The sequence below is a fragment of the Streptomyces sp. SID13031 genome (assembly GCF_010548305.1).
Classification (GTDB): domain Bacteria; phylum Actinomycetota; class Actinomycetes; order Propionibacteriales; family Kribbellaceae; genus Kribbella.
This window is the reverse complement of the sequence record NZ_JAAGLV010000008.1, coordinates 60,835-76,233: the sequence shown is the minus strand read 5'-3', so window position 1 is coordinate 76,233 and position 15,399 is coordinate 60,835. Positions and strand designations below refer to the sequence as shown.

Genomic DNA, 15,399 nt, shown 5'->3' with positions numbered 1-15,399 from the left:
GCGGCCGAGGCGGACCGACTACGGCGTACCGGACGGGCGCGGGGCGACACCGCTACCAGGGATGTGATGGGATTGGAGGTGATGACCGCGACCGACTCCCAGACCGACACGGCGGCGCCGGCGGAGCCCGAGGCCCCGCCCGTCGAGCCTGCGCCGGTGCTGCCGGACGCGTTGCCACTGCTTCCGGAGGATCCGCCGAGGGTGGGCGACTTCTGGCTACGGGGCCGGCTGGGCGCGAACGCGGCCGGCTATCTGTACACGGCCAGTGACGAGACCGGGCGGGACGCGGTCATCGCGATGATGACCGAGGGCTCGTCCGACGACGCGGCAGCGAGGGACCGGTTCGTCACCGCGGTCGATGGTCTGCCGCCCGAGGTGGTGCTCGCGCACAACGACGCGGACGACGACGATCTGGCGCTGTGGGCCGCACTCGGGCCGGTCCGCCCGGACGACGGGTCGAGCGCCGCCACCGACGAGCGGCTGATCGCCGAGCGGCGGGGCGAGGAAGTGCTGTCGGCGGTCCTGATGGACCGGATCCCGCAGCGAGGCAGACTGCGCGGACCGGACTTCCGGCACTACTGGGAGCAGCGCCGCCGCCCGGGACTGTTCCGGATCTGGCCGCTGCCCTGGCCGTCGGCGCTGCGGCCCGCCTCCTGGCTCGCGATGGCGCTGTCGCTGCTGACGATGCTGGTCATCATGGCGGTGGCGATCCTGGTCGCCTGGCTCATGTTCCGCAACGCGCCGGAGGTCGACCCGCCACCGCCGATCCCGACCGACCGCAACACGGTCACGGTGACGGTCACCCCGACGACCCCGCCACCCGCCACGGGGACGGCCACGGGCAGCCCCGTTACGCCGAACCCGAGCATCTCGATCGTCCCGCCGCCCGGCACTCCCGGCGAATCGGGATCAAGTGGCACCCCGGAGCCGGGCGACCGCTTCTAGCCCCTGGGTACCTACAAAGAGTTCCTGATCGCTGTTGCCTTCGACACCAGTTGGGCCGCTGCGGCGGCTGGGATCTTCGCGCCGGACTGAGCCTTCACCTTGGTGATGAAACCGTTCAGCTGGACCTTCGCGGCCGGCACCTGGTTGTTCTTGACCGCCGCTCTGGCCACCGTCAGCCTGAGCACCAGGACGATCTCGACCGGCTTGGCCAGGTGCAGCGCCTTCACCTCGGCGATCAGGTCCGTCAGCGCCTTGTACGGGCTCGCCGCGACCGTCTCGACGAACTCGACCGACCCCGCGTCACAGTTCGCACCGAGCGGCCGGCCCTGCATGCGCTGGTCGTCCTCGGTCGTGCAGCTCGCCACCGGCACCCGGCCACCGAGCGGGCTGGTCGCCGCGGGCGTGCGCCCGGACGGGAACCCGTTGGTCAGCGGAGCCAGCTGCGGGTCCGCGGCAGTCACCAGGTCGGAGGCGATCGTGCTGCAGGTGGCGTCCCGTAGTACGGAGAAGCCACCGGAGGTTCCGTGGAAGGCGCCACCGACGCCGGCGCACGAAGTACCGGTGATCGGCAGCACGAGGGCGCTCCGGCTGATCGCGACCGTGGCCGCCGGTACTGCGGCGATGTGCGCGCCGGTGGTCGCCTTGTCGTCGGCCATCGTCACGTGAGTCAGCGTGACCTGAGTCGCGGTGGTGAAGTTCAGGCCGCCGCCGACCGTGGCGGTGTTGGCGTTGATGGTGGAGTTCAGGAAGCTGGCCCCGAACGCCGAGATCCGGGCGCCACCACCGGTACTGGTCGCCGTGTTGGAGTTGATGGTCGTCTTGTCGAAGGTGACCGACTCGGCCGCCAGGTCCAGACCGGCGCCGTTGACTGCCTTGTTGTTGAAGACCTTGCTGCCCTCGAGACCGGCTTGATAGGCGAAGCCGACCTTGACGCCACCGCCGTTGCCGGCCGAGGTGTTGCCGGAGATGGTCGGCTGGAAACCACTGACCGAGCCCGCGCTGAACGCGTACACCCCGCCGCCGTCACCACCGGCCGTGTTGTTGTTGATCTCGGACGTGTCGAACCACAGGGCCGACTCCGGACCGGGGGTCAGGAAGGCGACGCCGCCACCCCGGCCGGTCGCGGTGTTGCCGCTGAAGCCGCCCTTGTAGTTGCTGAAGTTGCCCACGCTGATCGCCGCGCCGCCACCGTCGCCGGCGGCCGTGTTGTTGTCGATCGGCGTGCGGTCGAGGTTGGTCGAGGCCGCGTTGCCGCCGTCCTCGACGAGCACCGGTGTGACGGACAGGCCACCGCCGGCGACCGTGCTCCGGTTGCCCTCGATCCCGGACAGCAACAGGCCGATCGACGAGGCCGGCGTGCCGTTGCGCTGCGACATCGAGAAGGAGATGCCACCGAGCGCGTCCGCGGCGGTCAGGCCGTTGTTGGCGACATAGAGCGAGTACCCGCTCAAGCGGCCACAGTTGACACAACGGATGCCCACCCGGCCGTTGTTCGCGATCGTGGTGAACTCGAACTCCATCTTGTTGGTCGGGAAACCCTGGCCGGTGTTGCTGATCCCCGCCCGGGTGTTGCCCGAGATGGTCGAGTTGGACACCGTCACCGGATAGCCGTCGACCAGCGAGAGACCGGAGCCGACGTTGTCCGAGATCGTCGTGCCGCTCATCGCCAGCGAACAGTTGTCACAGCTGACGATGCTGCCGGTGTTGTTGTGCAGGTTGCTGTTGTTCAACGTCAGCCGGTACGGCGTGATGCCGTGGTCGAAGCTGGACCAGACGACCGAGCCGCCCGGCGAGAGCACGTTGCGGATCTCCACATTCGCCAGCAGCAGCTCGCTGTCGGAGCGGACCGCGGCGCCCTCCAGCCCGGTCGCCGTGGTGTTCGGGCCACCGTCGATGATCAGGTCCTGCAGCTCGAGCCGGCCGGCGTGGTCGGTGCTGTCGATGATCCCCTTCGCGTCGCAGGTCTGGTCGATCACCGAACCGTTGCCCTGGACAATGAGTCCGTGGCCGTCGGCATGCGTCAGCGGACCGGTGCAGTTGGTCAGGGCGTAAGTGAGCCCGGCGCCCAGCGTGATGGTGTCGTCGACGCCGTTCGAACCGGCCGTCGTGAACGCCTCCCGCAACGAGGTCAGGCCGTCGCCCCCGTTGACGACGTCGGCCGTCGTGGTGACGGTGATGGTGGCGGCCGACGCGGCCGGCGCGACAACCGCGACCAGGCCGGAGCCGAGCAGTCCGGCCAGCGCGGCGGCGCGCAGGCAGGACCCGATGATTCTGGACATGTGACATCCCCCCACAGGAATCGAAGGACCAGAATCACCTAGGTGGGGGTCAGTGACAAGAGGTGGCTAGGCAAGAAGTCGGAGGAATTCTTCGTCACGCCACAGCTCGCCAGGAACTGATTGACGTACCAGTGCGGCGTCGGCCCGGATCTCGGCCTGGCTGGCCGCGCCGATCAGTACGGCGGCAACTGCGGAATGCCTGCCAGGGAAGGCCAACGCGGCCTGCGGCAGCGATACGCCGTACCGCTCGCAGACGGCCGAGAATCGCCTGGCCAGGATGACGCCTGGGTCAGTCGTTTGCTTGGATCGATCGACCTGCAGCACGTGCTTGGTCAGTACGCCGGACGCGATCGCCAGCACTCCCCTGGCCAGGCAGCGATCGAGCAGCGGTGCCGCCGACCGGTCGAGCAGGGAGTACTGCCCGGCGAGCAGAACCGCGTCGAGCTCGGTGTCGCGGACGAACTGGTCGAGCAGCTGCCAATCATCGGCTGCGACGCCGACCGCGCCGATCGCCTTCTCCTCACGCAACTGGTGGAGAACCGGATAAGCCTCCTCGATCGCCTGCTGCCAGTGCTCTCCCGGGTCGTGCAGCAGCACCAGATCGACGCTCAGGCCGAGCCGCTCCTGGCTCTCGACGAGCGACCTGCGGATGCCGTCGGCGGAGAAGTCCGCGCTGCCATCGACGGTCCGGCCGACCTTCGTCGAGAGCAGGAACTCCTCGCGTGGCCGGCGCGCGAGCGCAGTACCGAAGCGTTGCTCCGAACGGCCTGCGCCGTAGCGGGGAGCCGTGTCGAAGTACCGGATCCCGGCCTGGTACGCCGCGTCGATGGTGACCGTGGCGGTCGCGTCCCCGGCCGGGCCCGGCAGCTCACCGATGGGTGATCCGCCGAGCCCGAACCGGGGCAACCGGAACTTCGTCGCGGTCGACGGGCTGAGAACGTGGCTCGGAGCGGTCATCGGACTGGCCCTCCCTGGTCGGCACGTGTCCCTACCAGGATGGGTGCTCCGCGACGTCCTCGCATCTCGAACCGCCTAGCTCATGGCCGCTGAGTCAGCGCCCGGAGGTGTACAGCGCGCGCACCTCCTCGACGCCGAGGGCGCGGTCGAAGAAGTGCACCTGGTCGACCGTGCCGTCCAGGTAGTCGACCGGGTTGCCGCCGAACTTGCCTCGCCCGATCACGGCGTTCCCGGTCGAGGTGGCGTCCAGACTGCAGGCGCTCTCGGTAGCGACCAGTTCGCCGTCGACGTACAGCTTGAGCTCACCCTTCGCGGCATCCCGGACGCCGGTGAGGTGGTACCACTGGTCCGGGTTGGGCTTGATCGGCGCGAGCGCGCGCTGGCCGGGGAAGCTCATCGCGAACCGCTGGTCGGCACCGGAGTACTGCAGGAAGAACGCACTGTCGCGATCGCCGTCCTGGCTGACGATGGTCTGGAACGCGCCATCGGCCTTGTTCAGCTTCACCCAGGCGGTCGCGGTGTAGCTGTTGGCGGTGTCGAGCAGCTGCGCACCGGTATCGACGAACTGGCTGGATCCGTTCAGTGCAACGCCTTGCCCGTTCTTGCCGGGGGCAAAGACCGCTCCGCCTTGCAACGTCGCGTCTTTGGTGCCGACGGCATCTTCCGTCGTGCCGTCGAGCGGGTAGAAGTGGATGCCGTCGGCCCCTGGCGTGCCGGGCGGCGGGGTCGGACCGCTGGTACCGGTGCCGTCGGCGCCCTTGATGATGGCGGTGTTCACCGCGCGGACCTGGGCGAAGTCCATCTTCGGGACCTGCCGGTCGTAGGTGAAGAAGCCGTTCAGCTCGCCCTCGACATCGGTGATCTGGGTGTAGACCGAGCCACTGATGCCACAGGAGTTCGCGGACCGCAGTACGTCGCGCTGGTTCTCGACGTACCGCCGGGTGAGCGTGGCCTTGTCCGGCGTCATCTCGTACGCGAAGCCGTCGCCGAACCACATGTGGTCGGGAGTCTTCAGGCCGAACCCACCGTGCTCGCCGTCGACCGCCACCCGATCACCAGCCGGGGCGGAGGTCGCCGGGCCGAGGTACGCGTGGTGGTCGATCACGTCGCCGCGACCGGAGTCGCCCAGGGAGTCGCAGCAGTTCATCCCGCTGTGGGCGTTGACGAGCCGGGACGGATCCTGGGCCTTCACGCTGTCGGCGATCCGACCGGTCTCGGCCAGGTCCCACTCACCCCAGCCCTCGTTGAACGGGATCCAGGTGGTGATCGAAGTGAAGCTCCTGTGCTCCTCGACCATCTCGTGCAGCTCGGCCTTGAACTGGTCGCGCCAGGGCCCCGGGATCGGGTCGGTCTTGGCTGCCGGCATGTCCTGCCAGACCATCAGCCCGAGCTTGTCCGCGTGGTAGTACCAGCGGTCCGGCTCCACCTTGATGTGCTTGCGTACGGTGTTGAAGCCGAGCACCTTGTGCTGCTCCAGGTCGAACTTCAGCGCCTCGTCGGTCGGCGCGGTATTCAGGCCGTCGGGCCAGAAGCCCTGGTCGAGGGTCGACAGGTTGAACAGGATCTTGCCGTTGAGCGCGAGCCGGAGCTTGCCGTCGGCACCCTTCACCTTGCCGACCGACCGCATCCCGGAGTACGAGCCGACCTCGTCCTGCGTCTTGCCCCGGTCGACCAGCTTGACCTTGAGCGTGTAGAGGAAGGGGCTGTCGGGCGACCACAGTTTGGGGTTCTTGATCGGCAGCGTCAGCTCGGTGTCGGCCTTGCCATTCGCCTTGCCGACGATCTTGCTCCCGTCGTACGCGGTGGCCTCGACGTCGAGGCCGGCCGGTCCGCTGGTGTCGGCGGTGAGCTTGAGCGAGCTGCTCGGCAGGTCGGGGGTGAGCTGCAGGCGGTCGATCGAGGATCGGGCGACGGGCTCCATCCAGACGGTCCGCCAGATGCCGGAGCTGCCTTGGTAGAAGATGCCGTGGTCGGCGACCTCGCGCTGCTTGCCGACGGGCTGGAACGTCTCGTCGGTGAGGTCCTCGGCCCAGACGATCAACTCCTGCGGGCCGGACCTTTTGAGAACGTTCGTGACATCGACATCGAAGCCGTCGTAGCCGCCGCGGTGGGTCGCGACCTGCCGGCCGTTCACCCAGACCTTGGCGACGTAGTCGACGGCGCCGAAGTGCAGGACCAGCCGCTGGTTCTTCCAGCTGCTGGGCACGGTGAAGGTCCGGCGGTACCACATCCGGTCCTCGTGCCGCTGGATTCCCGAGAGCGCGGACTCGATCGGGTAGGGCACGAGGACCTGCTCGGCGAGCGTCCTGTCGATCGGCGGAGCTTCACCGGTGGCGGCCGGGGCGAACTCCCACAAGCCGTTGAGGTTCTGCCACTTCGACCGGGTCAACTGCGGCCTCGGGTACTCCGGCAAGGCGTTCGCCGGCGACACGTCGGCTGTCCACGGCGTACTCAGTGGCGGCGTACCGACGTGCCAGCCGTTGGGTTTGGCGGCGGGGTCTTGCGGTCCTGCTGTCGCCTGTTGGCTGCCGGCGGCGAGCGCGGTCGCGGCCAGCAGGCCGGCGACCGCGGCCGCCACCGCGCGACGTCTGAACTCCATGTGTGCCTTCCCTCCCTGGGCGGAGACCTTTCATGGGCGGAGAAAGGTCAGTCCGTTGGAAACGCTCCCGTGACGAAGCGTGACCATTCGGACACGCTCGTCATTCAAGGTGGGTCGGAACAAAAAGGCAAGAGTTCAGCCAAAATCAAACATTGACTGACCGGTACCGGTCAGCCGGCGGCGGTCAGCCCGGCAGGACGCAGACCGGGATCGGCGTGGTGAAGGAGCTCTTCTGGGTCAGCCCGCCGGTCTGGACGTCGACCGCGAGGGTGGTGATGTTGTTGGATCTCTGGTTGGAAACGAACATCAGCTTGCCGGTCGGGTCCAGCGTCACGTGCCGTGGCCAGTCACCGCCGCAGGACGGCGTACCGATCCGGCGCAGGCTCGCTCCCCCGGACTCGACGGCGAAGACGGCGATGCTGTTGTGGCCGCGGTTGGTGAGGTAGGCGAAGCGCCCGTCCGGCGACACGATCACCTCGCCGGGGTAGTTGGTCGGCCCGGCCGGGGCCGTCGCCTGCGCGGCTCCCGGGGTGACCTTGCCGGTCGCGCCGTCGTACTGGAGGACGGTGATGGTGCTGTTCAGTTCGTTGGCGACGTAGGCGTAGCGGCCGTTCGGGTGGAAAGCGAGGTGGCGCGGTCCGGCGCCGGTCTTCACCTTCGCCTGGCTCTTCAGGCTGAGCTTGCCGTTGGCAATCGTGTACGTGTAGATCGTGTCGGTGCCCAGATCGACGGCGAGGACGTAGCTACCGGTCGGGTCCTGGACGACCTGGTGCGCGTGCGGCGCCGAGCCGGCGTGCTTGACCAGGTCGGTCCGGGCACCGAGGCTCCCGTCCGTCTTGACCGGGTGGACGGAGATGTCGCCGGAGCCGTAGTTGGCGCTCAGCAGGTACTTGCTATTGGCAACCAGTGCGAGGTGACAAGGCGCGCTTCCGCCGTTGGGCTGGCGATTGAGCACCCGCAGGTGGCCGGGTGAATCCACTGCGATCGCGGTCACGCCGCCCGACGACTGCTCGTTCACGGCGTACAGGTTGCGGCCCGAGGACGACCGAATCAGGAACGATGGGTCCTGCACGCCGGCCAGCACGCCGGTCGAGCTGAGCTGGCCGGTCGCCACGTCGTACGAGGCGAGCCCGACGCCGGCACCACCGCCCGACTCGGAGGTGTAGGTGCCGAGATACAGCGTCCCCGTGGCTTGGCAACTCGCACTCGCATTCGCTGGGGTGATGCCGACTGCTGCGCTGCCGACGGCAGCGGCGGTGAGTCCGAGGAACTGGCGGCGGCTCGTACCCATGACACATCCTCCGAGCTTCTAGGTGATCGTCCGACCACATAGAGTGGCTCAGCTCGGCGGATGTGGCAATAGGCACAACCAAGGTTGCAGATTACGCAACCGGGACGCTCAGCCAGGAAGGATCGGCGGCGGGCGAACTGAAGCTGACCGTGCTGCCGAGGCTGCTGCGGCCGAGGTAGCGCGGATCGACGGTGTCGACCACCAGGACCAGGTGATGCCCGGCGGGCACCTCCCAGCTCGTCGCCTCCAGCCTCAGGTCGAGCGTCTTCGGCTGACCCGGCGTTGCCCCGCGCAACGTGTACGGCTTGTGGGAGACGAGCGACCCGAAGCCGAACGCGTCCACGTCGTACAGGTAGGCGAAGAGCGAGGTGTCGCGCGCGCTGGGCGTGACGGTCACGTGCAATCGCGGAGCGCCGTTGACGACCGTCTTGGAGCTGTACGCCGGCCCGGACCAGACTCCTGCGAAGGTGCGATCGACGAGTGGGGTGGCGACGCCGACCGGGATCGAGAGCAGCCCCTGCAACGCGCCGGAGATGAGCACCACGCCGCTGTCGGCCACCGTCGGGATGCCCGGGCCGATGCCATTGGACCAGCCGGTGGACGCCTTGGCCTGCAGGGATCCGGTGCGCGACAACCCCGTCGGCTTGGTCAGGTACGAGGTCTTGGTCGAGCCGACCGAGGCCCAGTTCGGGTAGCTGCGCCAGACGTTGCGCTGCGATTTCAGCTGGACGGGGGCTTCGTCGTCGGCGCCGTTTTCGGCCCCGGTGAGGAAGTGCTGCAGCCACGGGGCGAGCTCGTCCCAGACCTCGTTGGGCAGCCCGATCGCGCCGGTCACCTCGGGCGTCGCGTGGTCGCCGTGCGCGAGGAGCAGCCGCTTCGGCCCGGTCAGCTTGGTGAAGAAGTCCGTGTACTGCGTCGGCGGGAAGATCGAGTCCTCGAAGGCGTTGGCCAGGAAGACCGCGGGGTGGTTCGCATTGATCCGGTCGGCCACCGTCGTCGCCGACCTGATCGGTGCGAGCGCGGTCGCCTCGCTGATCGCGCCGTCGAAGTCGCCGGTGACGAACTTCGTCTGCAGCGACCGCATCTCCGGTCCGGGCCGGCCGGTGATGTTGCCCAGGGCAAGGAGTGCGGCGACGGCCTGGAGGTTGACCGTGTCGTTGGGGTTCAGCGAGGCGATCAGGTCGGCCCAGCCGCTGAGCGCGCCGACCGCCTTGATCCGGGGGTCCTGGGCGCTGGCCAGCAGCGAGATGCCGGCGCCGTACGAGATTCCGACGGAGGCGACCCGGCTGGTGTCGGCCGGTGTGTGCTCGGCGGCCCAGTCGATCACTTCGGTGACGTCGGCAACGGTCGGCGGACCGGCGATGTCGATCCCGCCGGCGGAGTCCCAGAAACCGCGGCTGCTGTACGAGATCACCTGGAATCCGGCCTTGGCGAGCTTACTGCCCTGGCCGACGTACTCGAGGTTCGGCACGCCCCAGCTCGACGGCATCACCACCAGCGGGAACGGGCCGGCGCCCTGCCCGGTCGGGGTGAGCACGACAGCACCGATCTCGGTCCCGCCGGCGCCGGGGATGCGCTGGTACGCCGTACTGAATCCCGCCGCGGCCGGAGCGGCCTGCGTTGGGACCGGGGCGAGACCGACGCTCGCGACGAGGACTGCAAGGGCGACGACGAGTCTGCGCATCGGTGACCTCCGGGGCGGGTTACTGCTCAGTTTTACCGAAGGGTAACCACGAAGTTACGGATGTGTCACTAGCTCGGTACTTTGGGTCAGACTCGGAGTTTGCTCAGAACGCGTTGACTCCGGTGGCCTCGACGGACCAGGCCCAGAGCTGCTGGGCGAGCTGCGGGTTCTGAGCGGCCTTGGTCGGATGGACCAGCTTCGGCTTGCCACGGAACTCTAAGAACGACGGACCGTAGTACGAGCCGGAACGCACCTCGGGCGCCGTCGCGGCGTACAGGCTGGGCCAGGCGCCGGCTCTCGCGGACTGGGCGACGATCTTGGTGCCGATCGCGAGCAGGCGGGCTTCCAGGTTGACGCCGCCGAGTTGCGGGCCGGACGCCTGCAGGTGGGTGCGGGCGTAGCCGGGGTGGGACGAGACGCTCGTCAGGTTCGAGCCGGCGGCGCGGGCGCGGCGGTCGAGCTCCAGCATGAAGAGCAGGTTGGCGAGCTTGGACTTGCCGTAGGCGTCCCATTTCGCGTAGCCGTTCTCGGCGCGCAGGTCGCCCTGGCGGATCGAGTTCACGGTCTTGTGCATGATGGAGCTGACCGTGACGACGCGCGGGATCGCCGCCTTCAGCAACAGTGGCATCAGGCGGGCGGTGAGCGCGAAATGGCCGAGGTGGTTGGTACCCACCTGCAACTCGAAGCCATCCACGGTCTGCCGGTACGGCGGTGCCATCACGCCGGCGTTGTTGACCAGGATGTCGAGGTGCTCGTGTTTCTCGGCGAACCGCTCGGCGGCGGTCTCGACACCGGCGAGGTCGGCCAGATCCAGGTCGAGAATCGCCGGCTGTGGTCTGCCGGAGGCCGCGGCGAGACTGGCGGCGGCCTGCTGGGATTTCTCCGGGTTGCGCGCCGCGATGGTCACCTCGGCACCGTGCCGGAGGAGTTCGAGGGCGGTCTCGTAGCCGAGTCCGCTGGTCGCGCCGGTGACGAGAACACGGCGGCCGGTCAGGTCAGGGATATCCGAAGTGCTCCAGCTCATGCGCCCACAGTAGTCGTGGGCGCATGAGCCGGCGCTGGGGTCAGAGAATCTTGCGCGCCTTGAAGGCGGTGGTCACCTTGGCGGCGGCCGCCTTGCCGTAGAGCAGGCGAGCGGACTGCACGGTCACCCGGGCAGCGTCGGCGAACGAGGTGTCGGGCGCGTAGAAGAACGTGCCCTGCAGGATCACCTTGTTGGCCTTGTTCCGGCCGAGTGCCTTCTGGATGTCCCAGAGCGCGTTCGACCAGATCTCGCCGTCGTCGTGCACCTCACCGTCGATGTCGTCGGTGGTCTTGCCGGTGTCGGTACGCCGCAGGCAGTGCTTCGGTCCGTCGGTGTACGACGTGGCGTCCCAGTCCATCACGCACGGGAGGTCGTAGTTCTTGCTGACCGGGATGGACTGCTGCACGGCCCAGTAGTCGCCGAAGCCCTCGCCGATCGCTCCGGCCTGCTCCGACTCGCCGAAGCCCGGGACGACGTCGTCCTGGATCGCGTGACCGTACTCGTGCCAGATCACCTCGGCGTCCTCGGCGTCGTCGACGCCGCCCTCGCCCATCGTGATGACATCGGTCGACGGGTCGTAGAACGAGTTGTCACCCTCGAAGGTGTTGATCGAGAAGTCCTGCGACTCGCTGTTGACGTCGGTGAAGCCGATCGAGTGGATGTACTCCTGGGTCTGGTTGACCTGGTAGTACGCCTCGACCTGCTCGAACTTGTCGTTGGCCCGCTGGAAGACGAAGTGGTTCTTCTTGTTGAACGCCACCCCGCCCTTGGCCTCGGCGATGTTCACGTACTTGCCGTTGAGCTTGCCGGAGCCGTCCAGGTTGCGCAGGATGACGTTCTTCTGCGCCACGAACAGGGCGTTCTGGTTCTTGTCGTCCTGGTCGGTCAGGTCCTCGTTCTTCAGCGTGACGACCGGGTTCGGGTCGAACACCGAGCCCGTGCCGTTGGCGTTGTCGCTGATCACCTTCGACTCCACGACCGTACCGGTCTTGGCATCGACGAGTGAGCGGCTGACGCCCTCGGTCGAGCGCGAGGTGACGTTCCAGACGAGCTTGGCGTTCGGGCCGCCGAGGACGGCCAGCTGGGCCGCACCCTGGGCCGCGGCCGGCGTCGGCGTGACGTTCTTGCCACCGGCGCCGCGGCTCCGTGCGGCGCGCGCGGTCACCGTGGTGTTGGCGCTCTTGGTGGCCGTCGCCGAGGCGACCTTGGCGCTCACGTCGAGGTTCGCCGGTACGGCGTCGCGGCCGTCGACAATCTGGGTCTTGCCAGACTTGTCGACGTGCTGCGCGTAGTACCCGCCGACGACCGGCAGCCCCTTGAAGGTCTGCTGGTACCAGTAGTGCTTGCCCAGCAGCGAGGTCTTGGTCTTGATCAGCTTCAGGTTGGCCGGTACCGCGCTGGCGGCCGAGCTGCTCGCCGGCGCTGCCCCCGCTGCGCTGGTGAACGACATCCCGAGTGCCAGCACCACTCCAGTGGCGGTGATGGCCGCGATCGCCTTCCGGCGACGCACGTGCTTCGTCATACATTCCCTCCCAAGGTGGACGACCGTGGTGGTACGACTACGATCCGTCGCGACCCTAGTTCGCCGGATACCTTCGTGGGAAGCAGAACTTCCCGCGTTCCCGGCTTGGCAAGGGAAAACATCTAGCCCTGCCTAGGTAAGTCGGCCGGCCTGGCTCGCTCCACCGGCAAGCAACCGGATGACCCCCGCTAGGACATCGATGCCAACCTCGGGGTCGATGGCGCGCTGCACGCCCAGGCCGACGCCGAGGCTGAGCAGCGCCGTCGCGCAGTCCTCGGCCGGCATCGGAAGCACGATGCCGAACTCCTCGGCATGTGCGGTGAGCAACAAGGTGACAGCGGCCCGTATCTGAGCGTTGCGCAGGGCAAGCTCCCGGCGGACGACTTCGTCCTGCCGGGCCCGGGTCGCGAACTCGACCTCGAAGACCGTCCAGGCCTGGTCGCCGATGGTCTCGTCTGCCCACCGCTCGAACGCGGTGAGCATCGCCTCGAGGGTCGCCGCGCCCTCCAGTGCGGACGCCATCTTGTGCGCCTGGTCGGCGCGGATCGCGTCGACGACGGCGAGGCAGAGCTCGTCCTTGTTGCGGAAGTTCGAGTAGACCGCGCCCTTGGAGAAGCCGGCCTCGTCCGCGACCTTCTCCAGGCTGGTCGCCGCGTACCCATCCTGGAGGAAGAGCTCCGTAGCGGTCGCGACGAGTGTCTCGCGGGTGCGCGCCTGGCTCTCCACCCGGCTCATTCTCGGCATGCGGCTGACTCTAGTGGTTGCTTCGGGTGGTGATCGGTTTGGGCTTCCATCGGTATTCAGATACCGCTAGTCTCCGGATATGGCTGACCACGAGGTACTGATCGTTGGAGCGGGCGCTTCCGGGATCGGGGCGGCGATCCGGCTGCAGCAGGCCGGGATCACCTCCTTCGTCGTCCTGGAGAAGGCTTCGTCCCTGGGTGGGACGTGGCGGGACAACACATATCCAGGGTGCGCGTGCGACGTACCGTCGGCGTTGTACTCGTATTCCTTCGCGCCGAACCCGTCCTGGACCCGGGCGTTTGCCGGGCAGGCGGAGATCCGCGCGTATCTGGAGTCGACGGCGGCGCAGTACGGGGTGTCTTCTCATTTGAGCTTCGGGGTGGAGATGCTGCGAGCCTCTTGGTCGGATTCTGCGCAGCATTGGGTCGTCTCGACGTCGGCCGGTGAGCTGACGGCCCGGGTGCTGATCACCGGGACCGGGCCTTGGCATGAGCCGTTGCTGCCGTCGGTGCCGCTGGATTTCGACGGGCCTTTGTTCCATTCGTCGCGCTGGGATCACTCGGTCGACCTCCGCGGGAAGCGGGTCGCGGTGATCGGCACCGGCGCGTCTGCGGTGCAGTTCGTACCGGCGATCCAACCGCTGGTGTCCTCACTGCATCTCTTCCAGCGGACGGCGCAGTGGGTCCTGCCGAAGCCCGATCACTCCGTGCCGATGGCCGAGCGGTGGTTGATGCGGCGGGTGCCTGCGGCTCAGCGCGCTTTGCGAGCTGTGGAGTACGGCGCGATGGAGGCGCTCGGGGTCGGTTTCCGGCACCCGGCGGTCATGCGCCAGATCCAGCGGGTGGGCGCCTGGCACCTGCGGCGGGCGGTCCGTGATCCGTTGCTGCGTGCGGCGCTGACGCCGTCATACACGCTGGGGTGCAAGCGGATCCTGATGTCGAACGACTACTACCCGGCACTTGCCTCCGACAACGTCAAGGTGCATCCGACCGGTGTCGCGTCGGTCTCGGGGTCCACCGTGACCGGCGACGACGGATCGGTCGCCGCTGTGGATGTGGTTGTCCTGGGCACCGGGTTCAAGATCCTCGACTTGCCCTTGGCAACAAGGGTTTTCGATGCTTCCGGTCGCAGTCTGCAGGACCACTGGCAGGGCAGCCCGTCCGCCTATCTCGGGACGACGGTGGCCGGCTTCCCCAACCTCTTCAACCTGCTGGGTCCGAGTCTGGGGACCGGGCACACCTCGGCCTTCATGATTCTGGAGGCGCAACTCGATCACACGCTGGCGGCTTTGAGCGCGTTGGTGCGGAGTGGGTGGTCGAGCATCGACGTACGGCCTGAAGTGCAGTCCGCATTCAACTCGGCGGTGCAATCGGCTCTGGGGTCGACGGTCTACGAGACCGGCGGCTGTGCGAGCTATTACCACGACGCGAACGGCCGAAACAGCTTCAACTGGCCCTGGTCGACACGGCGGCTGCGGGCTCAGGTTGGCCGGTTCTCCCCTGGCGACTACGCGATCCGTTCTGGTGTGGAGGTTGTGCGATGAAGCTCGACATATCCCGGTCGGTGGTTGTGGTGACGGGCGGCGCTCGCGGAATCGGGGCGGCGACCGCTTCGGCCTTCTCGGCTTTGGGCGCTTCGGTATTCGTCGGCGATCTCGACGGTCCGCGGGTACTCGACGTGACCTCGCGTACGTCGTACAAGACCTTCGTGGACGAGGTTCTCGGCGAGGCGGGGCGGATCGACGTGCTGGTGAACAACGCCGGGGTGATGCCGCTCGGGCCGTTCCTCGACGAGCCCGACGAGATCAGCCGGGCGACGCTCGACGTCAACGTGTGGGGGCTGATCCACGGGATGCGGCTGGTGGTCCCGGGAATGGTTGCCCAGGGCCACGGTCATGTCGTGAACATCGCCTCGATGGCGGGCAAGATCCCGTTTCCGGGGATGGCGGTGTACAACGCTTCGAAGTACGCGGCGGTGGGGTTGTCGGCGGCGGTACGGCGGGAACTGCACGGGACCGGGGTCAGCGTCAGCGCGGTGCTGCCGAGCGCAGTACGGACGTCGCTCTCGTCGGGCGTCCGACTGGGCGGCATCTTGCCGACCGTGGACCCTGCCGACGTCGCCGCAGCCGTGATCCGCACCTGCCGCACCCGCCGAGCCGAAACCCCGGTACCAGGCTTCCTGGCCGGCTGGGGCTTGCTTGACGGGTTGGTGCCCGAGCCCCTGATGGCTTTCGCCCGCCGCCTCCTCGGCGACGATCGCGGCCTGGCCGCCGACGCTGCTGCGCGGGCCTCCTACACAGCCCGCCTCGAAGCCTTCACCCGCCGCACGTAGCCGGCCTGGCGCTTTTCCTCGAC

The 15,399-nt window shown here is 68.0% G+C and carries 11 protein-coding genes; 3 read left to right on the top strand and 8 right to left on the bottom strand.

Annotated features, from left to right (window positions below):
- The first annotated feature begins 81 nt into the window (after positions 1–81).
- Positions 82–945, top strand: coding sequence for a hypothetical protein (locus G3I17_RS17500; RefSeq protein ID WP_164597472.1), 864 nt, complete (start codon positions 82–84; stop codon positions 943–945).
- An 11-nt stretch (positions 946–956) separates the two neighbouring features.
- On the opposite strand, the gene G3I17_RS17495 is transcribed toward G3I17_RS17500, so the two are convergent.
- The 8 genes from G3I17_RS17495 to G3I17_RS17460 all read right to left on the bottom strand — a co-directional run bounded on the left by G3I17_RS17495 (position 957) and on the right by G3I17_RS17460 (position 13,045).
- On the bottom strand, positions 957–3,224 hold the full coding sequence (locus G3I17_RS17495) for a right-handed parallel beta-helix repeat-containing protein (RefSeq protein WP_164597470.1): 2,268 nt from the start codon (positions 3,222–3,224) through the stop codon (positions 957–959).
- 66 nt (positions 3,225–3,290) lie between these two features.
- Positions 3,291–4,181, bottom strand: coding sequence for an aldo/keto reductase (locus G3I17_RS17490; protein WP_164597468.1), 891 nt, complete (start codon positions 4,179–4,181; stop codon positions 3,291–3,293).
- Between the two features lie 94 nt (positions 4,182–4,275).
- Positions 4,276–6,780 carry a LamG-like jellyroll fold domain-containing protein gene (locus G3I17_RS17485; protein ID WP_203590362.1) on the bottom strand — a complete coding sequence of 835 codons (2,505 nt, stop codon included), beginning with the start codon at positions 6,778–6,780 and terminating at the stop codon, positions 4,276–4,278.
- A gap of 184 nt (positions 6,781–6,964) precedes the next feature.
- The gene (locus G3I17_RS17480; protein WP_164597466.1) at positions 6,965–8,071 is read right to left on the bottom strand and encodes a lactonase family protein; all 1,107 of its coding nucleotides are present in this window, start codon (positions 8,069–8,071) and stop codon (positions 6,965–6,967) included.
- Positions 8,072–8,162: 91 nt separating this feature from the next.
- On the bottom strand, positions 8,163–9,755 hold the full coding sequence (locus G3I17_RS17475; RefSeq protein ID WP_164597464.1) for a CocE/NonD family hydrolase: 1,593 nt from the start codon (positions 9,753–9,755) through the stop codon (positions 8,163–8,165).
- Between the two features lie 103 nt (positions 9,756–9,858).
- Positions 9,859–10,779 (bottom strand): oxidoreductase, encoded by a 921-nt coding sequence (locus G3I17_RS17470; protein ID WP_164597462.1) that lies wholly within the window; start codon positions 10,777–10,779, stop codon positions 9,859–9,861.
- A 40-nt stretch (positions 10,780–10,819) separates the two neighbouring features.
- The gene (locus G3I17_RS17465) at positions 10,820–12,301 is read right to left on the bottom strand and encodes a M36 family metallopeptidase (protein WP_164597460.1); all 1,482 of its coding nucleotides are present in this window, start codon (positions 12,299–12,301) and stop codon (positions 10,820–10,822) included.
- Between the two features lie 132 nt (positions 12,302–12,433).
- A complete protein-coding gene (locus G3I17_RS17460; RefSeq protein WP_164597459.1) occupies positions 12,434–13,045 on the bottom strand; it encodes a TetR/AcrR family transcriptional regulator in 612 nt (203 codons plus the stop codon).
- Positions 13,046–13,124: 79 nt separating this feature from the next.
- Between G3I17_RS17460 and G3I17_RS17455 the strand changes: the two genes are divergently transcribed.
- Positions 13,125–14,588 (top strand): NAD(P)/FAD-dependent oxidoreductase, encoded by a 1,464-nt coding sequence (locus G3I17_RS17455; RefSeq protein ID WP_164597457.1) that lies wholly within the window; start codon positions 13,125–13,127, stop codon positions 14,586–14,588.
- On the top strand, positions 14,585–15,376 hold the full coding sequence (locus G3I17_RS17450; protein ID WP_164597454.1) for an SDR family oxidoreductase: 792 nt from the start codon (positions 14,585–14,587) through the stop codon (positions 15,374–15,376). Before G3I17_RS17455 ends, G3I17_RS17450 begins: the two co-directional genes overlap by 4 nt.
- Positions 15,377–15,399 lie beyond the last annotated feature (23 nt).